We start from the raw sequence: 22439 nt of genomic DNA on the forward strand, positions 1-22439 counted from the left end.
GGCTGTTCAGCGGGTTCGGGGAGATGTGCCTACCGTCGTGAGGCATGACTCCCCGATCACTTCGTGCAACCAGCGGCAGCGGCCCCGGACGGGCCCCGGCCTCGGACGTCCGTGTTCGCAGTGGCCCCGGCACCGGGCCAGGCGGCGGCGCCGGCACCGGACCAGGCTCGGGGCCGGGGCTCGGGCCCGGCCGGCGACGGGCGTCGCGAGGGGGTGCGAACGCCGTAGCGGCGGCTTCGCGCCGTCGGGCGGACGCGCTCATGAGGGGAGGGGGCGCCGGGCGGGCCGCGCGGCCCGTGCCGGGGACCGGCCCGGCCTCGGTGTCGGCTCCGGCCTCGGCCACGGAGCCGGTATCGGGCCCGGCCATGGCCCCAGCCACGACTCCGGCCCCGGTCTCGATCTCGGTTCCGGTCTCCGGGGCGGCAGGGCGGTGGCGGGAGAGATTGGTTCCTGCGCTGCGGGAACGGATTCCGGTGTGGCTTCAGCTCAGATGCGGCTTGGAACCGAAGACCCTTGCCGCGTTGGCTGTTGTCCTGGTTGCGGCCGCAGTCTTTGCCGCAGTGCATTTCTGGTCCGCGCGCCCCCAATCCGTGCGCGCCCCCGATCTGGTCGACGAGGCCGCGCACGCCCGGACATCGCCTCCGGCGTCGGAGGACGTCGGAGTGCCGGAGCCCTCACCGGGTCCGCCACCCGCGACAGGTCCGGGCGGGCACATCGTCGTCGACGTGAGCGGAAAGGTACGAAGGCCCGGGATCCGGCAACTGCCGTCCGGCTCAAGGGTTGTCGATGCGCTACGTGCGGCCGGCGGAGTCCGGGCCGGAGCGGACCTCACCGGGCTCAACCGCGCGCGGGTGCTCATGGACGGCGAGCAGATCGTGGTGGGCGCCCCGTCCGGTCGGTCAACTGATGGTGGGGCGGGAGGAGTCGCGCTGGGCAGCAGCGGCGGCGGGAGTTCTGCGGCCGGCCCGGTCAGCCTCAACACCGCGACCGTCGAACAACTGGACACGTTGCCCGGCGTCGGCCCGGTCCTCGCCCAGCACATCGTCGACTACCGCGCACAGCACGGCGGTTTCCGGTCCATCGACGAACTTCGTGAGGTCAACGGGATCGGTGACCGCCGGTTCGCCGACCTCCGACCACTGGTGGGGCCATGAGTCACCTGGACGTCCATGCGGCTTCGGGCCGCCGGCTCGGCCTCTCCGAACCGCGACAGGAGGGCCCGGCCGATCTCCGTCTGGTCCCGCCTGCGTTGGCGGCCTGGGCCGGAGCGGCGCTGGCGCTGAGTGCGCCGGGGCGGTGGACCACGACAGGCGTGATGCTCTGCGTGGGCACGGCCATGGTGCTCCTGGCCATGGCGGGAGCCTCGGCAACCCGGGCGCTGCGCAGGACGGCCGAGGACGAAGCGGGAGGCGAGGGCGAGGGTGAAGGGCAGTCCCAGGACGCGGAGGCGGAGGAGGAAGGGGCGAGGGGCGAGGCCGCGTTACGCGATCGGCGCAGGCCACGGGCCACGGCGACCGCCACTGCCACCGCCGCGGCCTTGCTCTGTGCGGCGGCCGGGGCCACATCGGCTGGTTTGCACAGCGCGGACGTACGGCAGGGGCCGGTCCAGACGCTGGCCCAGCGGTTCGCGAAGGTCGAGGCGGAGGTGACGGTGACGTCCGATGCCCGGCGGACCACGCCGCGGGTGCGGGGCGACCACAGCACGCCCGCCGCCCTCCTCGTGGACGCCGAGATCACCAGGCTGACCGGGCCTGACGGCGCTGTCGCCAGGCTGAGTACGCCGGTTCTGCTGATCGTCACGCCCGGCGGATCGACGGGGCAGTGGCAGCAGTTGCTCCCCTCTACCCACCTGCGCGTCGGCGGCCGGCTTTCGCCGCCGCTGCACGACGGGGAGCGCAGTGCCGCCGTGCTGCGGCCCGAGGGCAAAGGGCCGCCTCGCATCATCGGCCCCCCTTCCGCCCTCCAGCGCACGGCAGGCGCGCTGCGCGGCGGACTGCGGCAGGCCACCGAACGGCTGGATCCCGACGCGAAGGCCCTTCTCCCGGGCCTGGTGGTCGGCGACACGTCACGTATCACCCCCGAACTGCACGAGGCGTTCAAGGCCGCCGATCTCACCCATCTGATGGCGGTCTCCGGCTCCAACCTCGCGATCCTCCTCGTCCTCCTCATCGGACCACCGGGCACAGCGCTCCGCGCCGAACGCCGTGGGCTGGCACCCCGGTTGGGGATCCCGCTGCGGTTCACCGCACTGCTCGGCGGCGGGCTCACGCTTGCCTTCGTCATCGTCTGCCGCCCCGAGCCGAGCGTTCTGCGGGCGGCGGCCTGCGGGCTGATCACCCTGCTCGCCATCGGAACGGGGCGGCGCAGATCGCTGATTCCCGCGCTGGCAGCCGCTGTTCTCCTGCTGGTGCTCCACGACCCGTGGCTGGCGCGCAGTTACGGTTTCGTCCTCTCCGTGCTGGCCACCGGCGCCCTGCTGACGATTGCCCCGAGATGGAGCGATGCGTTGCAACGGCGCGGAGTTCCGGCCCGCCTCGCCGAGGCGCTGGCCGCGGCAGCCGCCGCGCAGGCGGTGTGCGCACCGGTGGTCGTGCTGCTCGCCTCCCGGGTCAGCCTGGTGGCGATTCCGTGCAATCTGCTGGCCGAGCCGGCGGTGGCACCGGCCACGGTCCTGGGCTTCGCCGCGCTCGCCCTGGCGCCGGTGGCCATGCCGGTGGCGGAGTTGCTCGCCCGGATCGCGGGATGGCCGGCCGGTTGGATCGCCACGGTGGCCCGCACCGGGGCGGCCTTGCCCGGGGCGGAGATCGACTGGCCCGACGGCGGGAAGGGGGCGGTGCTGCTCACCGCGCTGACCGCTCTGGTTGTGCTCTTCGCCCGGCGAATCGTGCGGCACCCCTGGGTCTGTTCGGCCGCCGCGCTGCTGTTGATCCTCGCGGTGCTGCGCCCGGTGCCGTTCACCAGGGTGCTGACCGGATGGCCGCCGCCTGGCTGGACGTTCGCGATGTGCGACGTGGGCCAGGGGGACGCCCTGGTGCTGGCGGCGGGGGACGGGGCGGGGGTGGTCGTCGACGCGGGCCCCGACCCTTCGCTCGTCGACCGGTGCCTTCGCGACCTCGGCATCACCGAGGTGCCGTTCCTGGTTCTCACGCATTTTCACGCCGACCATGTGCGGGGCCTGCCAGGGGTGTTGCGGGGGAGGGCGGTGGGTGCGATCGAGACGACGAGCCTGGAGGAACCGCCGGACCAGGTCGCGTTCGTACGGAGAACGGCGGCCGAATCGCATGTGCCCCTGGTGCGGGCCGCGCCGGGGGAACGCCGACGGATCGGGGCGCTCGACTGGCGGGTCCTCTGGCCGGCGAGCGCGACGGGAGCCGACGGAACAGCGATGGGCCGGGGCGCCGGCCCCGTACCGCTGGAGCCGAACGATGCCAGTGTCACCCTGTACGTCCGGACCGGCGGGTTGACCCTGCTCCTCCTGGGAGATCTCGAACCACCGGCCCAGCAAGGCGTGTTGCGCCGATATCCCGCACTGCCGCGGGTGGATGTGCTCAAGGTCGCGCATCACGGCTCAGCGCACCAGGACCCCGCGCTGCTGCGCAGTGCGCGTCCGCGGATCGCCCTGGTGAGCGTGGGCAGGGACAACCCGTACGGCCACCCGGCCGCGCGAACCGTCGAGGCACTCCGAGCGGGCGGCGCCGTGGTGCTGCGTACGGACACCGATGGCGCGATCGCCCTGACGGGTGCCGGGCCGGGGCTGCGGGCGGTGGGCCGGTCATGACCGGAACGAGCCGGGAGCGTCCGGCCGCGGGGCAAAATCGGACCTTCGGTAACACCTCCGCCCAAGCCATTCCAAGCCCCTCCGAGCTGCTCTGTTTGCCTCGAACGGCACAATGGTGATCGAATGCATGCTCGTCGGTGGGCCGCTGCTCCGACAGAGACGTCCAGCCGCCGGGCCCCAAGGTGAATCGTCCCCGGGGGAAGGTGGAACATGTTCGGTCGTTGGCTGAACAGCAAGCGAGCGACGGGCGTGGCGCAGGGCAGTGCCCTGGCGGGGCTGGAGGTGCCGCGCACTGCCGGATTGCTCAGTTGCCGGGTGCTCGACCCGGTCAGCGCGGTCGTGCCGCAGGCCGAGTTCGTGGTCACGGACGGCGCGGGTCGCAAGGTCTTCGGCGGTGAGACCGACCCGTTCGGCAATGTCCTCGCCACTGTCCCGGCCGGTGAGTACCGGCTGGCCGTCACGGCCGAGGGCTTCACCCCGTTCCATGCGTCGGCCATTGTGTCCGAAGGCGCTCACGCGAGTCTGGGCGATGTGACCCTGCAACTGTCCGCGCCTCCGCAGCTTCCCGCACCGGGGGAGTGGGAGGTCGAGCCGATGCATTCACAGATCGGCTTCACGGCCCGGCACATCGGTCTGGCTCGCATCCACGGCCGGTTCAACAACTTTGCGGGTGCCGTACGGATAGCCGACCGCATGGAGGACTCGGCCATGCACGTGATCATCGACGCCGCGTCGATCGACACGAATGTCCAGATGCGGGACGACCATCTGCGCTCCAGCGACTTCCTCGACGTCGGGCGCTACCCCACGATGGAGTTCTACAGCGACCGCTTCGTCCACCGCGGCGGCACCCGCTGGGGCGTCACCGGTGCCCTCACGCTGCACGGCGTCAGCCGCACGGTCACCCTGGACACCCAGTATCTCGGCCTGGGCAACGGCTTGGAGGGCGAGACCCGCGCCGCCTGCCGGGCCACCACGGAACTGCACCGCGAGGACTTCACCCTCACCTGGCAGACCATGCTGGCCCGAGGCATCGCGGCCGTCGGCTCCAGCATCTCCATAGACATGGACATCCAGATCGTCCCCAAGGCCTGAGCCGCGGGCGCCCGGCCAAGAACTCCTGGCGGAATGATCTCTGCACACTGGGATCGCCTGGGGGCACCTCCGCAGGAGCTCGGTTTCGGCCGGTTTCGGCCGGCTCGCTTCACTGCCAGTAGTTCAGTGCCCGCGGTGATGTGACCACCTCGTCCAGCCAGGTCCTTTGCACCTGCTCGTACTGCCTGCGCAGGTCATCGACCCAGCCGTGGCCCACGTCCAACCAGACTCGGACCGAGGAGATCGACTCGGCTTCGTCCTTTACCGTGACGATGGGCACGGGCACCGAGAACTGACGGTCGATCTCAATTCGGATCTCGGTATTGCGCAGCCAGCGGATGCCGCTGCCGGCTGCAAGCTAGTCCAGGGCCGAGTGCCAGTCGTCCAGATCCTCGGGTGACAGACGCACATCGAGGCGCCCGTTGGCGAAGCTGCTCGTGACGGTGATCTCGGCGTCGAGGTAGTCGTTGTACGGAGTCGCCCCAGGCATGTGTCGACCCAGTACTCGTAGCCGGACGCTACTGTCCGCGCCGACCAAGTGGATCAAGTCCACCCCGTCGTCCTCGACCACGAGCCCTCCCGAAACCCAAGACGATCACCGTCATCATGCAGGACTCACGGACCGACGCTCACGTCTCGAAGATCATTCAGTCAGGATTTCTGAGGTGCTTCCAGCCATCCCTCGTACTCCGCGGCGAAGGCATCCAGCGCCGAGGAGTCCAGCCGTCCCGACGGGTCCTCCACGACCACCAGCCACTGGGCGTCCTCCGCGTCGTCCTCACCGGCCAGCGCATCGCGTACGAGCTGGGGCTCCTCGGTGACCCCGAACCGGTCGGAGAGCTCCCCGGCCACCTCCTCCGCGGCATCGCGGTCGGGCAGCACCAGCACATGTCTCACATCGCTCACTTGCCCATTCTCCCCTACCAGGTGTGCCGCACGGCTCGGAGGAGGCCTCTGGCCGGACAGCCCTCAGCGGCCGTTCATGTGCATGACGCTCTCGGGGTACCGGCTGCCGGCGACCGCCGACGGCGGCAGCGCCGTGTCCAGGCGCCGCAGCTCGTCCGGGGCGAGCGTGAGTTCCGCCGCCGCGAGGTTCTCCTCCAGCGTCGGCCTGCGCTTCGTGCCGGGGATCGGCACGATGTCGTCGCCCCGGTGCAGCAGCCAGGCGAGCGACACCTGCGCCGGGGTCGCCCCGCACCCGCGGGCGACGTCCCGGACCACGTCGGCGGCCGCGGAATTGATTCTGAAATTATCGCCCTGGAATCGCGGATCGTGCCTTCGGTAGTCGTTCTCCGGATATTCCTCCGCGCGGATCGCCGTGCCGGTCAGGAATCCTCGGCCCAGGGGTGAATAGGGAACGAGGCCGATGCCCAGATCTCGGATCACCGGCAGGATCTCCTGCTCCAGATGGCGCTCCCAGAGCGAGTACTCCGTCTGGAGAACCGATACGGGACAGACCTCGTGAGCCCGGCGGACGGTGCTCGCTCCCGCCTCCGAGAGGCCGAAGTGGAGAACCTTTCCGGCCGCGATGAGTTCGCCGACCGCCCCGGCCACGTCCTCGATCGGCACTTCCAGGTCCACACGGTGCTGGTACAGCAGGTCGATCCGGTCTGTACCCAGCCGGCTCAGGCTCCCGTCGACCGCCTCGTGTATGTGCTCGGGCCGGCTGTTGAGCGCGCCCCGCGCGTTCCCGTCGTACTCCCAGCCGAACTTCGTCGCGACGACCGCGTCGTCCCGGCGGCCGCGCAGCGCCCTGCCTAAGAGTTCTTCGTTGACGAACGGGCCGTAGGACTCCGCGGTGTCGAAGAAATCGCAGCCGAGGTCGAGGGCTCGATGAATGGTCCTCGTGGACTCCGTGTCGTCCGGAATTCCATATGTCTGGCTCATACCCATGCACCCCAGGCCGAGGGCGGAAACCTCCAGTCCGGTGTTGCCGAGCCGGCGCCGTGGAATCATTGACGAACTCAATTCGGGTTCTCCTCTGGATTTCAATTGATTCGTTGTCACGGCAGGAATCCTAGCGATGTGCCGAATTTTCCTGCCAGGGTGAGCAGGGCGAGCGGAGAGAGTGGGGCCCGGGCGAGCGGGGGAGGGAGACCGGGAGCTGTCAGTGGTGCATGGGATGCTGGACGACGATGGCCACCAGAAGGAATTCCACCGACGACCCGCTCGCCCCCCTCACGCTCGCCGTGGGCCAGGAGGACCTGCTCCTCGACCGCGCCGTGCAACAGGTGGTGGCGGCGGCCCGGGCCTCCGACCCCGACACGGATGTCCGAGACCTCACCTCCGACCAGCTCCAGCCCGGCACCCTGGCCGAGCTGACTAGCCCGTCGCTCTTCGCCGAGCGCAAGGTGGTGGTCGTGCGCAATTCGCAGGACCTTTCCGCCGACACGGTCAAGGACGTCAAGGCGTATCTCGGCGACCCGGTCGAGGAGATCACCCTTGTGCTCCTGCACGCGGGCGGCGCCAAGGGCAAGGGCCTGCTGGACGCGGCGCGCAAGGCGGGTGCGCGGGAGGTCGCCTGCCCGAAGACGACCAAGCCGGCCGAGCGGCTCTCGTTCGTACGGTCGGAGTTCCGGGCGCTGGGACGCTCGGCGACGCCCGAGGCATGCCAGGCGCTGGTCGACTCCATCGGCAGCGATCTGCGGGAGCTGGCGAGTGCGGTCTCGCAGCTCGTCGCGGATGTCGAGGGCACCATCGACGAGGCGGTAGTCGCCCGTTACTACACGGGCCGTGCCGAGGCGTCGAGCTTCACGGTCGCCGACCGTGCGGTGGAGGGCCGGGCGGCGGAGGCGCTGGAGGCGCTGCGCTGGTCGCTGTCGACCGGGGTGGCGCCGGTGCTGATCACGAGTGCGCTGGCGCAGGGCGTGCGGGCGATCGGCAAGCTGTCCTCGGCCCGCGGCGGGCGGCCCGCCGACCTCGCCCGTGAGCTGGGGATGCCGCCGTGGAAGATCGACCGGGTGCGGCAGCAGATGCGTGGCTGGACACCCGACGGGGTGGCCCTCGCCCTGCGGGCGGTCGCGGAGGCCGACGCGGGGGTCAAGGGCGGCGGCGACGACCCGGAGTACGCCCTGGAGAAGGCCGTGGTCGCGATCGCGCGGGCGGCACGGTCGGGGCGGTGAGCCCTGGGCCGGGTGGCCACACCGGCCCCGCCCGGCCGCGAGCGCGTATGACGAAGGTCCCGCCCGGCCGCGAGTGCGTACGCCGAAGGCCCGGCCCCGAAGGTTCCCGCCCCGCACTGAACGCGTACGCCGAAGGCCCCGGTCCCGCTCTGGGGAGAGCTGAGGCCGGGGCCTTCGGTTAACGCTTGGTGCGCCGCACCCGCGTGGCGAACGCAGGTTCGGTGTGCGGCGCGGGGTGCCGGTCAGGAACGGGAGAGAGGGCCCGCTGGGTCCGTCCCGGCGATCACATCAGAATGCTCAGCCCTGGAGGGAGGCAACCTTGGAGGCCAGCGCCGACTTCTTGTTGGCGGCGGCGTTCTTGTGGATGACACCCTTCGAGACGGCCTTGTCGAGCGCGCGGGAGGCGTCGCGAGCGGCCGAGGTGGCCTTCTCGACGTCACCGGCGGCGGCAGCCTCACGGGCCTTGCGGATAGCGGTCTTGAGCGAGGACTTGACGGCCTTGTTGCGCAGGCGCGCCTTCTCGTTCGTCTTGTTCCGCTTGATCTGGGACTTGATGTTCGCCACGAAAGAGCCTTTTCAGGTTCGTTGGATCTTCGATGTGCGCCCCACGGCCTGAGAGAGTCGCGAGGCACAGCTGTCAACGGTACCAGCCCCACTCCGACCGGCCCAAACCGGTCTCCGCCCCGCAACCATGGGACGATGGAGGCTACGTATCGATCCGACCGACCCGACATCGACCCGAGACACGGCGTTCGGCGTCTCAAGAATCAGGACCCTGCGTGCCCGCGACTCCTACCAACGTGCCCGAGCCGAGCCGTACCGACCCGGCGCTGATCCGCAACTTCTGCATCATCGCGCACATCGACCACGGCAAGTCGACCCTTGCCGACCGGATGCTCCAGCTGACCGGTGTGGTCGACCAGCGGCAGATGCGTGCTCAGTACCTCGACCGGATGGACATCGAGCGCGAGCGCGGCATCACCATCAAGTCCCAGGCGGTGCGGCTGCCCTGGGCGCCCTCCACGGGCGAGGGCCAGGGCCGCACCCATGTCCTCAATATGATCGACACCCCGGGCCACGTGGACTTCACCTACGAGGTCTCCCGTTCGCTCGCCGCCTGCGAGGGCACGGTCCTGCTGGTCGACGCCGCGCAGGGCATCGAGGCCCAGACCCTGGCCAACCTCTACCTGGCGATGGAGAACGACCTCACCATCGTCCCGGTGCTCAACAAGATCGACCTGCCGGCCGCGCAGCCCGAGAAGTTCTCCGAGGAGCTGGCCAACCTCATCGGCTGCCAGCCGGAGGACGTGCTCAAGGTCTCCGCGAAGACCGGCATCGGCGTGGACGCGCTGCTCGACCGGGTGGTCAGGGACGTCCCGGCCCCGATCGGCCAGGCGGACGCCCCGGCCCGCGCGATGATCTTCGACTCGGTCTACGACTCGTACCGCGGCGTCGTCACGTACGTCCGTGTGGTCGACGGCCAGCTCAACAAGCGCGAGCGCATCAAGATGATGTCCACCGGCGCCACCCACGAGCTGCTGGAGATCGGGGTCTCCTCCCCGGAGATGACCCCGGCCGACGGCCTCGGCGTGGGCGAGGTCGGCTACATCATCACCGGTGTGAAGGATGTCCGGCAGTCCAAGGTCGGTGACACCATCACGTCCCTGAACAAGGGCGCGACCGAGGCGCTGGGCGGCTACAAGGACCCCAAGCCGATGGTGTTCTCGGGTCTGTACCCGCTGGACGGATCGGACTACCCGGACCTGCGCGAGGCGCTGGACAAGCTCCAGCTCAACGACGCCGCCCTGGTGTACGAGCCGGAGACCTCCGCGGCCCTCGGCTTCGGCTTCCGCGTCGGCTTCCTCGGTCTGCTCCACCTCGACGTGATCCGGGAGCGGCTGGAGCGCGAGTTCGGCCTCGAACTCATCGCCACCGCTCCCAACGTGGTCTACCGCGTCGACATGGAGGACGGCACCGAGCACACCGTCACCAACCCGAGCGAATTCCCCGAGGGCAAGATCGACAAGGTGCACGAGCCCGTCGTGCGCGCCACGGTCCTGGCCCCCAGCGAGTTCATCGGCGCGATCATGGAGCTCTGCCAGAACCGGCGCGGCACCCTGCTCGGCATGGACTACCTCTCCGAGGACCGGGTCGAGATCCGCTACACCCTGCCGCTCGCCGAGATCGTCTTCGACTTCTTCGACCAGCTGAAGTCCAAGACCCGGGGTTACGCCTCGCTCGACTACGAGCCCACCGGCGAGCAGACCGCCCAGCTCGTCAAGGTCGACATCCTGCTGCACGGCGACAAGGTCGATGCGTTCTCGGCGGTCACGCACAAGGACAAGGCGTACGCGTACGGCGTCCGGCTCGTCGCCAAGCTGCGCGAGCTGATCCCGCGGCAGAACTTCGAGGTGCCGATCCAGGCCGCCATCGGCTCCCGGGTCATCGCCCGTGAGACCGTCCGTGCCATCCGCAAGGACGTCCTCGCCAAGTGCTACGGCGGTGACATCTCCCGTAAGCGGAAGCTGCTGGAGAAGCAGAAGGAGGGCAAGAAGCGGATGAAGATGGTCGGCAACGTGGAGGTGCCGCAGGAGGCCTTCATCGCCGTCCTGTCCACGGACGAGTCCGGCGGCGAGAGCAAGGGCAAGAAGTAGCCCGTCCGGGCCACATCCGGGCCGCACCCGGGCCGCCCCCGCTCTACCCTCCGGTAGCCCGAACGGGCCCCCGCGTCGCAGCATCCAGCGACGCGGGGGCCCGTTCGTTATGAAGCGGCGGCTCGTTGCCCCTTACGCGGTGGACGCGGGCGCTCTACCCTGATCACGGCTTCGTAGTTACTCACCAGTTAAACAAGCCCCGCGAGGAACAGCCGCGAGGAACAAGCAGCAACCAGCAGCCGGTCGTGAAGCACTGCCGCAGGCCCGGAGGACGTCGTGAGCGACACACTGACCTTGATCGAGAACCGACCGCCCTCCGTGGCGAACCTCTTCATCGACCGCGTGGCGGCCACCCCGGACGGGGAGGCCTACCGCTACCCCGTCCCCGCGGCCACCGGTGCGGGACCCGATGAGTGGAAGTCGCTGAGCTGGGCGCAGGCCGCCGAGCGGGTCTACGCCATCGCGGCCGGGCTCATCGGTCTGGGCGTGCGGCCGGAGGAGCGGATCGCGCTCGCCGCCGGCACGCGGGTGGAATGGATCCTCGTCGACCTCGGTGTCATGTGCGCGGGTGCCGCCACCACCACGATCTACCCGTCGACCAACGCCGAGGAGTCGGCCTTCATCCTCTCCGACTCCGACAGCCGGGTGCTCATCGCCGAGGACGCCGCCCAGCTGGCCAAGGCCCGCGAGCGCCGCGCCGAGCTGCCGGACCTCGCCCATGTCGTCGTCATCGATCCCGAGGGCGCCGACCCCGTCGAGGGCGACCCCGAGGGCTGGGTGCTCACCCTCGCCGAGCTGGAGGCACGCGGCGCCGAGTACCTGGCGCAGCACCCCGAGGCGATCAAGGAGCGGGTCGCCGCCATCACGGCCGACCAGCTGGCCACCCTGATCTACACCTCGGGCACCACCGGCCGCCCCAAGGGCGTGCGGCTGCCGCACGACAACTGGTCGTACATGGCCAAGGCCACCGTGGCCACCGGCCTCATCACCGCCGACGACGTCCAGTACCTCTGGCTGCCGCTCGCGCACGTCTTCGGCAAGGTCCTCACCTCCGGCCAGATCGAGGTGGGCCACGTCACCGCAGTCGACGGCCGGGTCGACAAGATCATCGAGAACCTGCCGGTGGTCCAGCCGACGTACATGGCCGCGGTGCCCCGCATCTTCGAGAAGGTGTACAACGGCGTCGCCGCCAAGGCGCGGGCCGGCGGCGCAGCCAAGTACAAGATCTTCCAGTGGGCGGCCGGGGTCGCCCGCGAGTACGCGACTGTCTCGCAGGACAACTTCCGGCGCACCGGCACGGCCTCCGTCCCGTTCGGGCTCGGCGCCAAGCACAAGGTCGCCGACGCCCTCGTCTTCGCCAAGATCCGTGAGGCCTTCGGCGGCCGCCTGCGCGCCTGTGTCTCCGGCTCCGCCGCCCTCGCCACCGACATCGGCCTCTTCTTCTCCGGCGCAGGGATCCACATCCTGGAGGGCTACGGCCTCACCGAGTCCAGCGCCGCCTCCTTCGTCAACCCGGGCGAGGCCTACCGCACCGGTACCGTCGGCAAGCCGCTCCCCGGCACCGAGGTACGGATCGCGGACGACGGCGAGATCCTGCTGCGCGGCCCCGGCCTGATGGAGGGCTACCACGGGCAGCCGGAGAAGACCGCCGAGGTACTGGAGCCGGACGGCTGGTTCCACACCGGCGACATCGGCGAGCTGTCCGTGGACGGCTACCTCCGGATCACCGACCGCAAGAAGGACCTGATCAAGACGTCCGGCGGAAAGTACATCGCCCCGGCAGAGGTCGAGGGACAGTTCAAGGCGGTCTGCCCGTTCGTCTCCAACATCCTGGTGCACGGCGCGGACCGGAACTTCTGCACCGCCCTGATCGCACTCGACGAACCGACCATCCTCGGCTGGGCCGCCGAGAACGGCCTGGGCGGCAAGCCGTACGCCGAAGTGGTCGCCTCCCCGAAGGCCGTCGCGCTCATCGAGGGCTACGTCAAGCGGCTCAACGAGGGCCTGCAGCGCTGGCAGACCATCAAGAAGTTCCGGCTGCTGCCCCGCGACCTGGACATCGAGCACGGTGAGCTGACGCCCAGCCTCAAGCTGAAGCGGCCGGTCGTCGAGCGCGAGTACAAGGGCCTCATCGACGACATGTACGCGGGGACCCGCGAGGCATAGGGCCTGCCCCCACGGTGTTCCTCCCCGCTCTTTTTCTCCGCTCACTTCGGCAACTCGTTGCTTATGGGCATGGTCCATCTGTCACTCTGTCGGTGTCGTCAGCGCCGCCCAACGAGAACAGACAGACAGCAACGAGAACAGACAGAGCGAGAACAGGTCAGGAGCTGCGCCGTGGGGCCCATTCCCTTGCAGCGGGACATCGTTCAGCGTCCCGGTGATCCCGCAGGCCGTGCGGATGCACGGCCGGTCGCCCATACGTCCCTGCCCGGGAACCTCCTCGCACCCTCCGCCGCCCGCAGGTTCGTCCGGGCCGCGCTCCGCGAGTGGACCGGGCTCGGACTGCCCGCGGCCGTGGGTTTCAGCGAGCGCGTGGCCGAGGACGCCGAAGTCGTCGTCAGCGAGCTGGTCACCAACGCGGTCGTGCACGCCGGGACCAACGTGGAGGTGCTCGCCCGGCTGGAGGAGGCCGCCGAGGACGAGGTCGCGGCCCTGGTGCTGGAGGTCTCGGACCACCACCCGGCCCGCGCCGTGCGCAGCGACCGCCCGGAGTCCGGGAGCGCCGCCGACGCCGCGGAGGGCACCAGCCTCGTCGGCCCCGACGAGCCCGCCGAGTACGGTCGCGGGCTCCAGCTCGTCGGCACCCTCGCCGAACGCTGGGGCATCACCTACCGCACCGGCCTCAAGACCGTCTGGGCCAGGCTCCCCGTGGACGACTGGAACCCCTTCCCGGAACCGGCGGCCGAGCCCGGGTTCCAGCAGGGGCTGCGCGCCGCCGAGCTGCTCGCCCCCACCGCCCGCCGCGCGCTGCGCGACGACGCGGACTGGGCCGGCCGCGGCGCGCTCTCCTTCCTCGCCGAGGCCTCGGACCTGCTCGCCGGCCAGCTCGACGAGGACATCGTGGCGGCGCTCTCCGGACAGTTACTGGTGCCCAGGCTGGCCGACTGGTGCGCGATCTGGCTGGAACCCGAGAACGGCGGTCCCTCCGCCGTACCCCGGCTGGCCAGCATCTGGCACCGGGACGAGGCCGAGACCGGGCAGCTGCGCACCCTGCTGGAACAGGGCCCGATCCGGCTCCCCGAGCGGGTCGGCACCGGGCCTGTCTCCATGCCGTGGCCCGGCGGCGAGGAGGGCGCGAAGGCCGACGAGCCCGCCGCGTCCGCCCTCGCCTACCGGATCACCTCCGGCGGCCGGACACTCGGCGCCGTACTCCTCGGCCGGGAGGGCCTCGCCCGCGTCCCCGACGAGGTGACCGCGCTCATCGAGGACTTCGTACGCCGGGTCGGCCTCGCCGTGGGCGCCGCCCGCGAGTACACCCGGCAGGCCACCATCAGTCGCATCCTGCAGCGCGCCCTGCTGCCCGGCAAGGTCGCCGAGATACCGGGGGTCACCAGCTCACTGGTGTACGAACCCAGCGACGACGGCGTCGTCGGCGGTGACTTCTACGACATCTTCCCGTGCCCCGGCGACCGCTGGTGCTTCGTGCTGGGCGATGTGCAGGGCAGCGGCCCCGAGGCCGCCGTCGTCACCGGCCTCGCCCGCCCCTGGCTGCGGCTGCTGGCCCGCGAGGGCTTCGGCGTCGGCGAGGTCCTGGACCGGCTCAACCGGCTGCTCCTGGACGACGCGATGGAGGCCGCCGAGGCCGCCGCGCTCATGGTGGCCGCCGCCGGCGGCCAGCAGACCCCGGACACCGGGCAGTCCCGTTTCCTGTCCCTGCTGTACGGAGAGCTCGTACCGCTGCCCGGCGGCGGCGTGCGCTGCACCCTGGCCAGCGCCGGCCACCCGCTGCCGCTGCTGCTGCGGCCCGACGGCGAGGTGCGCCCCGCCGCCGAGCCCCAGATGCTGCTCGGGATCTTCGACGACGTCGCGTACGAGAGCCAGAGCTTCGAGCTGGCGCCCGGCGACAGCCTGCTGTGCGTCACGGACGGGGTGACGGAGCGGCGCTGCGGGCCGCTGATGTTCGACGACGAGGACGGGCTGTCCCGGGCGCTGGCCGGCTGCACCGGGCTGTCGGCGGACGGGATAGCGGACCGGATCAAGCGGGCGGTGCACGAATTCGCCGAGCGGCCGCCCGACGACGACCTGGCGCTGCTGGTGCTCCAGGCGGGGTGAGGACGCGTGGCCGGGGCCGGGCGGCCTGCGTGATCACGGGCGTGGCCGGGGGTTCCCCGGCGACGAGCGACAATGGGCGGTATGCCTTCCGTACTGCCCGATGGTGAACCCGTACCCGACGACGGGGCGCTGCCCCGCCATGCCCTGGAAGGCGCCGCCGACCGGCCGCTCGGCTTCTACCTGCACGTGCCGTACTGCGCGACCCGCTGCGGCTACTGCGACTTCAACACCTACACCGCCACCGAGCTGCGGGGCTCCGGCGGCGCGCTGGCCTCCAGGGACAACTACGCCGAGCATCTGATCGGCGAGGTCCGCCAGGCCCGCGAGGTCCTCGGCGACGACCCGCGCCCGGTCCGCACGGTCTTCGTCGGCGGCGGCACGCCGACCCTGCTGGCCGCCGCGGACCTGGTCCGGATGCTGGGGGCGATCCGGGAGGAGTTCGGGCTCGCGGACGATGCCGAGATCACTACCGAGGCCAATCCGGAGTCCGTCTCCCCGGCGTATCTCGCCGAACTGCGCGAGGGCGGCTTCAACCGGATCTCCTTCGGGATGCAGAGCGCCCGGCAGCACGTGCTGAAGATCCTGGACCGTACGCATACGCCGGGGCGGCCCGAGGCGTGTGTCGCCGAGGCCCGGGAGGCAGGCTTCGAGCACGTCAACCTCGACCTGATCTACGGCACGCCGGGGGAGTCCGACGACGACTGGCGGGCCTCGCTGGACGCGGCGATCGGGGCGGGGCCGGACCATGTGTCGGCGTACGCGCTGATCGTCGAGGAGGGCACCCAGCTGGCCCGCCGGATCCGGCGCGGCGAGATCCCGATGACCGACGACGACGCCCACGCCGACCGGTACCTGATCGCGGACGAGGCGATGACCGCGGCGGGTTTCTCCTGGTACGAGGTGTCGAACTGGGCCCGCACGCCCGAGGGCCGCTGCCTGCACAACGAGCTGTACTGGCGCGGGGCCGACTGGTGGGGCGCCGGGCCCGGGGCGCACAGCCACGTCGGCGGGGTGCGCTGGTGGAACGTGAAGCACCCGGGCGCGTACGCGCAGGCGCTGGCCGAGGGGCGGTCGCCGGGGGCCGGGCGCGAGATCCTCTCCGAGGAGGACCGGCGGGTCGAGCGGATTCTGCTGGAGATCCGGCTCCAGGACGGGTGCCCGCTCGACATCCTGGCCCCGGCCGGACTGGCCGCTTCCCGCCGCGCGCTGGCGGACGGGCTCCTGGAGTCCGGGCCGTACGAGCGCGGGCGGGCGGTGCTGACCCTGCGGGGGCGGCTGCTGGCGGACGCGGTGGTGCGGGACCTGGTGGACTGAGGGCGGCGCGGGGCACGGGCGCGGGGCGCGGGCGCGGGGTGCGCCCGCGGCGGGCTTGTTCCCCTGCCCCGCCCCTTCCCGTAACCAGGGGCTCCGCCCCCGATCCCGCTCCTCAATCGCCGGAGGGGCTTGAAGCCGGGGCCGTCACGAAGTCGATCAGGTGCTCCACCGAGCCCAGCAGGGACGGCTCCAGGTCGCGGTACGAGTGGACCCTGGACAGGATGTGCTGCCAGGCCGCGCCGGTGCTCTCCGGCCAGCCGAGCGCGCGGCACACGCCCGTCTTCCAGTCCTGACCGCGAGGGACCACCGGCCAGGCCGTGATGCCCACGGAGGACGGCTTCACCGCCTCCCACACGTCGATGTAGGGGTGACCGACCACCAGCACGTTCCCGTCCGTGACCTGGTCGGCGATCCGGGACTCCTTGGAGCCGGGGACCAGGTGGTCGACCAGGACGCCCAGCCTGGCGTCCGGGCCGGGGGAGAACTCGCGCACGACGGAGGGAAGGTCGTCGATGCCCTCCAGGTACTCGACGACCACGCCCTCGATCCGCAGGTCGTCGCCCCAGACCCGCTCGACCAGCTCCGCGTCGTGCCGGCCCTCCACATAGATCCGGCCCGCCCGCGCGACCCGGGCGCGCGCCCCGGGCACCGCGACCGAACCGGAGGCCGTCCGCGCGGGGCGCACCGGAGCGGCGGCCGAGGGGCGCACGAGGGTGACGACCCGGCCCTCCAGCAGGAAGCCGCGCGGCTCCATCGGGAACACCCGGTGCTTGCCGAAGCGGTCCTCCAGGGTCACCGTCGGACCCTGGGCCGTCTTCTCGCAGCGGATCACCGCGCCGCAGAATCCGGTGGCGACCTCCTCCACGACCAGATCGGCTTCGGCGGGGACCTCGGGAACGGGGGCGGACCTCTTCCACGGCGGGGTCAGATCCGGCTGGTAGCTGCGCATCGGACGACGATAGGACGACTTGGCCCCGGGGGTCACGACACGCCGAAGCGCATGGCCAGTTGTTCGCGCTGGTCGCGTACGAACGCCGCGTCCACCACCGCCCCGTGCCCCGGCACGTACACCGCGTCCTCGCCGCCCAGCGCCAGCAGCCGGTCCAGGGAGGCCGGCCAGCGGGCGGGGAAGGCGTCCCGGCCCGCCTGCGGTTCGCCGGACTCCTCGACCAGGTCGCCGCAGAGCACGATCGCGGGGGAGCCGGGAACGACCGCCACCAGGTCGTGGCCGCTGTGCGCGGGGCCCACGTCGGCCAGCAGCACCTCGCGTCCGCCGCCCAGATCGAGCGTCCACTCGCCGTACACCTCGTGCTGCGGCGCGACCAGCGCGTCGACGGCCTCCGCCGCGTCGTGCTCCTCGACCCCATGGCGCACGGCCGAGGTGTGCAGCTCGTCCTTCGCGTGCTTCAGCAGCTCGGCCATGCCGACCGCCCCGTACACCTGGGCGCCGGAGAACGCGGCGGTGCCCAGCACATGGTCGAAATGGGGATGGCTGAGTGCGATATGCGTCACCCTCCGGCCGAGCAGGGCCTGCGCCTGGGCCCGCACCTCGGCGCCCTCGCGGAGAGTCGATCCGGTGTCGTAGAGGAGCACTCCGTCCGTTCCGGCCACCAGCGCGACCGTCGCGTCCCACCCGGGAAGGCGCCTCCGGCCCACTCCGTGACCGAGTCGCTCCCACCCGAACTCTTCCCAAGAGGCATCCATACCGTGACGCTATCGGCAAACCACCTGCGAGGTCGCGAGGTAGCGTGGCCGGTCGCCCTTGCTAGGTCCCCACTCGGCCGCCGTACACTGGCCGGGGGGTTGCTGGCACTCGCGTTGACAGAGTGCCAGGCGGATTCCTGGGCAGAGAAACAGGAACGACCCGAGAACCAACGAGGAAACACAGCTGGAGGTGTGCGCGATGCTCAGCGAACGCAGACTCGAAGTGCTTCGCGCCATCGTCCAGGACTATGTCGGCACGGAGGAGCCCGTCGGCTCCAAGGCGCTCACCGAGCGGCACAAGCTGGGGGTCTCCCCGGCGACCGTCCGCAACGACATGGCGGTGCTGGAGGACGAGGGCTTCATCGCCCAGCCCCACACCAGCGCGGGACGCATCCCGACGGACAAGGGCTACCGGCTCTTCGTCGACAAGCTCGCGGGGGTCAAACCCCTCTCGACGCCGGAACGTCGCGCCATTCACAATTTCCTCGACGGCGCGGTCGACCTCGACGACGTCGTGGGCCGCACCGTACGGCTGCTCGCGCAGCTGACCCGGCAGGTCGCCATCGTGCAGTACCCCTCGCTGACCCGTTCGACGGTGCGGCACGTGGAACTGCTCTCCCTGGCACCCGCCCGGCTGATGCTCGTGCTCATCACGGACACCGGCCGGGTCGAACAGCGCATGATCGACTGCCCCGCCCCGTTCGGCGAGACTTCTCTCGCCGATCTGCGGGCCCGGCTCAACAGCCGGGTCGTCGGACGCCGCTTCGCGGACGTCCCGCAGCTGGTGCAGGACCTGCCGGAATCCTTCGAGAGCGAGGACCGGGGAACCGTGTCCACCGTGCTCTCCATCCTGCTCGAAACCCTCGTCGAGGAGACGGAGGAGCGGCTGATGATCGGCGGCACCTCCAACCTCACCCGCTTCGGGCACGACTTCCCGGTGATGATCCGGCCGGTGCTGGAGGCACTGGAGGAGCAGGTCGTGCTGCTGAAGCTGCTCGGCGAGGCCAAGGACTCGGGCATGACCGTACGTATCGGGCACGAGAACGCCCACGAGGGGCTCAACTCCACGTCCGTCGTCGCGGTCGGCTACGGTTCGGGCGACGAGGCAGTCGCCAAACTCGGCGTGGTCGGACCGACCCGCATGGACTACCCCGGAACGATGGGAGCGGTACGCGCAGTGGCACGTTACGTCGGACAGATCCTGGCGGAGTCGTAAGTGGCCACGGACTACTACGCCGTACTCGGCGTACGCCGCGACGCATCCCAGGACGAGATCAAGAAGGCATTCCGGCGGCTCGCCCGCGAGCTGCACCCGGATGTGAACCCCGATCCGAAGACCCAGGAGCGGTTCAAGGAGATCAACGCCGCCTACGAGGTGCTGTCGGACCCGCAGAAGAAGCAGGTCTACGACCTCGGCGGCGACCCGCTGTCCGCCTCCGGCGGCGCCGGCGCGGGCGGATTCGGACAGGGCGGCTTCGGCAACTTCTCCGACATCATGGACGCGTTCTTCGGCACGTCGTCGCAGCGCGGACCCCGTTCGCGCACCCGGCGCGGCCAGGACGCGATGATCCGTCTGGAGATCGATCTCGCCGAGGCGGCGTTCGGCACCACCAAGGACATCCAGGTCGACACGGCCGTCGTCTGTACGACGTGCAGCGGTGAGGGCGCCGCCCCCGGCACCTCCGCCCAGACCTGTGACATGTGCCGCGGCCGCGGCGAGGTCTCCCAGGTCACCCGGTCCTTCCTCGGCCAGGTCATGACCTCGCGGCCCTGCCCGCAGTGCCAGGGCTTCGGCACGGTCGTGCCGACCCCGTGCCCGGAGTGCGCCGGCGACGGCCGCATCCGCTCGCGGCGCACGCTCACCGTGAAGATCCCCGCCGGTGTCGACAACGGCACCCGCATCCAGCTCGCGGGCGAGGGCGAGGTCGGCCCCGGTGGCGGCCCGGCCGGCGATCTGTACGTGGAGATCCACGAGCTCTCGCACTCGGTGTTCCAGCGCCGCGGCGACGACCTGCACTGCACGGTCACCATCCCCATGACGGCGGGCGCGCTCGGCACCAAGGTGCCGCTGGAGACGCTCGACGGCCTGGAGGAGGTCGACATCCGGCCGGGTACCCAGTCCGGCCAGTCTGTGCCGCTGCACGGCCGCGGCATCACGCATCTGCGGGGCGGCGGGCGCGGCGACCTGATCGTGCACGTCGAGGTGATGACCCCGACGAAGCTGGACCCGGAGCAGGAGCGGCTGCTGCGCGACCTGGCGAAGATGCGCGGCGAGGAGCGGCCCACCGGCCAGTTCCAGCCCGGCCAGCAGGGGCTGTTCTCGCGGCTGAAGGACGCCTTCAACGGCCGCTGACCGGTCCCGCCCACCGTTCCCGGACGCCGGACGGACCCGCTCGGCGGGCCTGTCCGGCGTTCGCGTGCGGGCCTGTCCTGTTCGCGTACGGACCTGTCGGCTGTTCGCGTATGAACCCGTCCGGCGTTCGCGTACGGACCTTGTCCGGCGTTCGGTGCAAAGCGGACCCGTCCCGCGCGCCCCGAGCCGCGCGGGACGTGACACGATGCGGGCATGTCATCCGCGTTGACCGATCTCTGCCGGTATCCGATCGTGCAGGCCCCGATGGCGGGGGGCGCATCCTGTCCGCAGCTCGTCTCCGCCGTCTGTGAGGCGGGCGGGCTCGGTTTCCTCGCCGCCGGGTACAAGACGGCGGACGGCATGTACAACGAGATCAAGCAGCTGCGCGGGCTGACCGGTCAGCCCTTCGGCGTCAATCTCTTCATGCCGCAGCCGGCGCTCGCCGACCCGTGCGCCGTCGAGGTGTACCGGCACCAGCTCGCGGGCGAGGCCGCCTGGTACGAGACCCCGCTCGGTGATCCGGACTCCGGCGGCGACGACAACTACGAAGCCAAAATCGCCATCCTCCTGGAGGACCCGGTCCCGGCCGTCTCGTTCACCTTCGGCTGCCCGACCCGTGACACCCTCGACGCGTTCGCCGGCGTCGGCACGTACACCGTCGTGACGGTCACCACGCCCGAGGAGGCCCAGGCCGCCCAGTGGGCGGGCGCCGACGCGGTCTGCGTCCAGGGCGTCGAGGCGGGCGGGCATCAGTCGACCCACCGCGACGACCCGCAGACCGACGGCGCCGGAATCGGGCTGCTCTCACTGGTGTCCCAGGTCCGCGAGACCGTGCAGATACCGATCGTCGCCACCGGCGGGCTGATGCGCGGCTCCCAGATCGCCGCGGTGCTCGCCGCGGGCGCGGAGGCGGCACAGCTCGGCACCGCGTTCCTCATCTGCCCCGAGTCCGGGGCGAGCCTGCTGCACAAGCAGGCCCTGACCAACCCGCTGTTCGTACGGACCGCGCTGACCCGGGCGTTCTCCGGCCGCCCGGCCCGCGGCCTGGTCAACCGGTTCATGCGCGAGCACGGCCCGTACGCCCCCGCCGCCTACCCGCAGGTCCACTACGTGACCGCCGGGCTGCGCAAGGCGGCGGCGAAGGCCGGGGACGCGCAGGGCATGGCCCTGTGGGCGGGGCAGGGACACCGGATGGCGCGCGAGCTGCCGGCCGGCCGGCTGGTCAGGCTGCTCGCCGAAGAACTGGACGCCGCACGGACGGCAGTGAGCACAGGGAGTACGCAGTGACCGCACCGGTCTTCGTCGTCGAACAGGTCCCCGGCGGGCCCGAGTTCGTCCTGGAGGGGCCCGAGGGCCGGCACGCCGTGTCGGTCAAGCGGCTGCACGCCGGTGAGGACGTCGTACTCACCGACGGGCGTGGCCACTGGACAGAAGGCGTCGTCCTGGCCGCCGAGGGCAAGGACCGGCTCGTCCTCACCGGTCTGACCGGGATCCGGGAGGAGCCCCGGCCCGCTCCCCGCATCACCGTCGTCCAGGCCCTGCCCAAGGGCGACCGGGGCGAGGTCGCCGTGGAGACGATGACGGAGACCGGGGCCGACGCGATCGTGCCCTGGCAGGCGTCGCGCTGCATCACGCAGTGGAAGGGCGACCGCGGCCTCAAGTCCCTCGCGAAATGGCGCAACACCGCCCGGGAGGCGGGCAAGCAGTCCCGCCGGGTGCGCTTCCCCGAGGTGGTCGACGCGATGACGACCAAACAGGTCGCCGCGCTGCTGGCCGCGGCGGACTTCGCCGCCGTCCTGCACGAGGACCGGGAGCACGACAGCGAACCGCTGGCCACCGTCCCGCTCCCCGAACGGGGCGAGATCGTGCTCGTCGTGGGTCCCGAGGGCGGGGTGTCGCCGCAGGAGCTGGCGGCGTTCGCCGCGGCGGGTGCCAGGACCTGCCGGCTCGGCGCGAGCGTGCTGCGCACCTCCACGGCGGGCACGGCGGCGACCGCACTGCTGCTGGGGCGCACGGGCCGTTGGTCGTGAGGCCGGCGCGTGCTCCGTCGTGAGGCCGGAGTACGCCCCGTTGTGAGCCTGCCGCGCGCCCCGTCGCGTGCGCCGGAGCCGCTCGCGGTTTTGGCCGCAAGCCGTCTACCGCTT

Annotated in this window: 17 protein-coding genes and 1 pseudogene; 12 read left to right on the plus strand and 6 right to left on the minus strand. The window is 71.2% G+C overall.

From position 1 onward, the window contains the following. The first annotated feature begins 44 nt into the window (after nt 1–44). The 3 genes from ACIRJP_RS18255 to ACIRJP_RS18265 all read left to right on the plus strand — a co-directional run bounded on the left by ACIRJP_RS18255 (nt 45) and on the right by ACIRJP_RS18265 (nt 4873). The gene (locus tag ACIRJP_RS18255; RefSeq protein ID WP_404174705.1) at nt 45–1154 is read left to right on the plus strand and encodes a helix-hairpin-helix domain-containing protein; all 1110 of its coding nucleotides are present in this window, start codon (nt 45–47) and stop codon (nt 1152–1154) included. Then, nucleotides 1151–3778, plus strand: a complete 2628-nt coding sequence (locus ACIRJP_RS18260) for a ComEC/Rec2 family competence protein (RefSeq protein ID WP_404174708.1) — start codon at nt 1151–1153, stop codon at nt 3776–3778. Before ACIRJP_RS18255 ends, ACIRJP_RS18260 begins: the two co-directional genes overlap by 4 nt. A 210-nt stretch (nt 3779–3988) precedes the next feature. Further along, nucleotides 3989–4873 carry a YceI family protein gene (locus ACIRJP_RS18265; RefSeq protein ID WP_404174711.1) on the plus strand — a complete coding sequence of 295 codons (885 nt, stop codon included), beginning with the start codon at nt 3989–3991 and terminating at the stop codon, nt 4871–4873. A gap of 109 nt (nt 4874–4982) precedes the next feature. Here the strand turns inward: ACIRJP_RS18265 and ACIRJP_RS18270 are convergent. The 3 genes and pseudogenes from ACIRJP_RS18270 to ACIRJP_RS18280 form a co-directional block, all read right to left on the minus strand. Further along, a pseudogene (locus ACIRJP_RS18270) lies at nt 4983–5444 on the minus strand (DUF5959 family protein). A gap of 80 nt (nt 5445–5524) precedes the next feature. Further along, nucleotides 5525–5779, minus strand: coding sequence for a hypothetical protein (locus ACIRJP_RS18275; RefSeq protein ID WP_404174713.1), 255 nt, complete (start codon nt 5777–5779; stop codon nt 5525–5527). A 63-nt stretch (nt 5780–5842) separates the two neighbouring features. After that, nucleotides 5843–6829 carry an aldo/keto reductase gene (locus tag ACIRJP_RS18280; RefSeq protein ID WP_404174716.1) on the minus strand — a complete coding sequence of 329 codons (987 nt, stop codon included), beginning with the start codon at nt 6827–6829 and terminating at the stop codon, nt 5843–5845. 179 nt (nt 6830–7008) lie between these two features. Between ACIRJP_RS18280 and holA the strand changes: the two genes are divergently transcribed. Continuing rightward, nucleotides 7009–7995: a DNA polymerase III subunit delta gene (gene holA / locus ACIRJP_RS18285; RefSeq protein WP_404174719.1), complete on the plus strand. Its 987-nt coding sequence runs from the start codon at nt 7009–7011 to the stop codon at nt 7993–7995. A 297-nt stretch (nt 7996–8292) separates the two neighbouring features. On the opposite strand, the gene rpsT is transcribed toward holA, so the two are convergent. Further along, on the minus strand, nt 8293–8559 hold the full coding sequence (gene rpsT / locus ACIRJP_RS18290; RefSeq protein ID WP_072483588.1) for a 30S ribosomal protein S20: 267 nt from the start codon (nt 8557–8559) through the stop codon (nt 8293–8295). A 215-nt stretch (nt 8560–8774) separates the two neighbouring features. Here rpsT and lepA point away from each other — a divergent pair, with 215 nt between their 5' ends. The 4 genes from lepA (at nt 8775) to hemW (ending at nt 16238) form a co-directional block, all read left to right on the plus strand. Further along, nucleotides 8775–10649 (plus strand): translation elongation factor 4, encoded by a 1875-nt coding sequence (gene lepA / locus ACIRJP_RS18295; RefSeq protein WP_404174722.1) that lies wholly within the window; start codon nt 8775–8777, stop codon nt 10647–10649. Nucleotides 10650–10925: 276 nt separating this feature from the next. After that, a complete protein-coding gene (locus ACIRJP_RS18300) occupies nt 10926–12815 on the plus strand; it encodes an AMP-dependent synthetase/ligase (protein WP_404174725.1) in 1890 nt (629 codons plus the stop codon). Nucleotides 12816–13001: 186 nt separating this feature from the next. Then, the gene (locus ACIRJP_RS18305) at nt 13002–14924 is read left to right on the plus strand and encodes a SpoIIE family protein phosphatase (RefSeq protein WP_404175272.1); all 1923 of its coding nucleotides are present in this window, start codon (nt 13002–13004) and stop codon (nt 14922–14924) included. A 72-nt stretch (nt 14925–14996) separates the two neighbouring features. Next, nucleotides 14997–16238 (plus strand): radical SAM family heme chaperone HemW, encoded by a 1242-nt coding sequence (gene hemW, locus ACIRJP_RS18310; RefSeq protein ID WP_404174728.1) that lies wholly within the window; start codon nt 14997–14999, stop codon nt 16236–16238. A 112-nt stretch (nt 16239–16350) separates the two neighbouring features. Here hemW and ACIRJP_RS18315 read toward each other — a convergent pair whose 3' ends face one another. Together ACIRJP_RS18315 and ACIRJP_RS18320 are read right to left on the minus strand one after the other, a co-directional pair. Next, nucleotides 16351–17187, minus strand: coding sequence for a DUF3097 domain-containing protein (locus tag ACIRJP_RS18315; RefSeq protein ID WP_404174731.1), 837 nt, complete (start codon nt 17185–17187; stop codon nt 16351–16353). 32 nt (nt 17188–17219) lie between these two features. Continuing rightward, nucleotides 17220–17942 (minus strand): MBL fold metallo-hydrolase, encoded by a 723-nt coding sequence (locus tag ACIRJP_RS18320; protein WP_404174733.1) that lies wholly within the window; start codon nt 17940–17942, stop codon nt 17220–17222. A gap of 199 nt (nt 17943–18141) precedes the next feature. Here ACIRJP_RS18320 and hrcA point away from each other — a divergent pair, with 199 nt between their 5' ends. The 4 genes from hrcA (at nt 18142) to ACIRJP_RS18340 (ending at nt 22325) form a co-directional block, all read left to right on the plus strand. Next, nucleotides 18142–19158 carry a heat-inducible transcriptional repressor HrcA gene (gene hrcA / locus ACIRJP_RS18325; protein WP_404174736.1) on the plus strand — a complete coding sequence of 339 codons (1017 nt, stop codon included), beginning with the start codon at nt 18142–18144 and terminating at the stop codon, nt 19156–19158. Further along, a complete protein-coding gene (gene dnaJ / locus ACIRJP_RS18330; RefSeq protein ID WP_404174739.1) occupies nt 19159–20295 on the plus strand; it encodes a molecular chaperone DnaJ in 1137 nt (378 codons plus the stop codon). Nucleotides 20296–20508: 213 nt separating this feature from the next. After that, complete coding sequence (locus ACIRJP_RS18335) at nt 20509–21582, plus strand: nitronate monooxygenase (RefSeq protein WP_404174742.1); 1074 nt, start codon at nt 20509–20511, stop codon at nt 21580–21582. Next, a complete protein-coding gene (locus ACIRJP_RS18340) occupies nt 21579–22325 on the plus strand; it encodes a 16S rRNA (uracil(1498)-N(3))-methyltransferase (protein ID WP_404174745.1) in 747 nt (248 codons plus the stop codon). The genes ACIRJP_RS18335 and ACIRJP_RS18340 overlap by 4 nt, the downstream gene beginning before the upstream one ends. The last annotated feature ends 114 nt before the right edge of the window (nt 22326–22439 follow it).

Origin of the sequence: Streptomyces sp. NPDC102437, from assembly GCF_044765565.1 — a bacterium.
Taxonomy (GTDB): Bacteria; Actinomycetota; Actinomycetes; order Streptomycetales; family Streptomycetaceae; genus Streptomyces.

What these genes read in the sequence shown, in the direction of transcription:
- hrcA (WP_404174736.1), top strand. Translation starts at nt 18,142, where the DNA reads ATGCTCAGCGAACGCAGACTCGAAGTGCTTCGCGCCATCGTCCAGGAC.
- ACIRJP_RS18265 (WP_404174711.1), top strand. Translation starts at nt 3,989, where the DNA reads ATGTTCGGTCGTTGGCTGAACAGCAAGCGAGCGACGGGCGTGGCGCAG.
- hemW (WP_404174728.1), top strand. Translation starts at nt 14,997, where the DNA reads ATGGGCGGTATGCCTTCCGTACTGCCCGATGGTGAACCCGTACCCGAC.
- ACIRJP_RS18280 (WP_404174716.1), bottom strand. Translation starts at nt 6,829, where the DNA reads ATGATTCCACGGCGCCGGCTCGGCAACACCGGACTGGAGGTTTCCGCC.
- ACIRJP_RS18260 (WP_404174708.1), top strand. Translation starts at nt 1,151, where the DNA reads ATGAGTCACCTGGACGTCCATGCGGCTTCGGGCCGCCGGCTCGGCCTC.
- ACIRJP_RS18320 (WP_404174733.1), bottom strand. Translation starts at nt 17,942, where the DNA reads ATGGATGCCTCTTGGGAAGAGTTCGGGTGGGAGCGACTCGGTCACGGA.
- holA (WP_404174719.1), top strand. Translation starts at nt 7,009, where the DNA reads ATGGCCACCAGAAGGAATTCCACCGACGACCCGCTCGCCCCCCTCACG.
- ACIRJP_RS18315 (WP_404174731.1), bottom strand. Translation starts at nt 17,187, where the DNA reads ATGCGCAGCTACCAGCCGGATCTGACCCCGCCGTGGAAGAGGTCCGCC.
- ACIRJP_RS18335 (WP_404174742.1), top strand. Translation starts at nt 20,509, where the DNA reads ATGTCATCCGCGTTGACCGATCTCTGCCGGTATCCGATCGTGCAGGCC.
- ACIRJP_RS18255 (WP_404174705.1), top strand. Translation starts at nt 45, where the DNA reads ATGACTCCCCGATCACTTCGTGCAACCAGCGGCAGCGGCCCCGGACGG.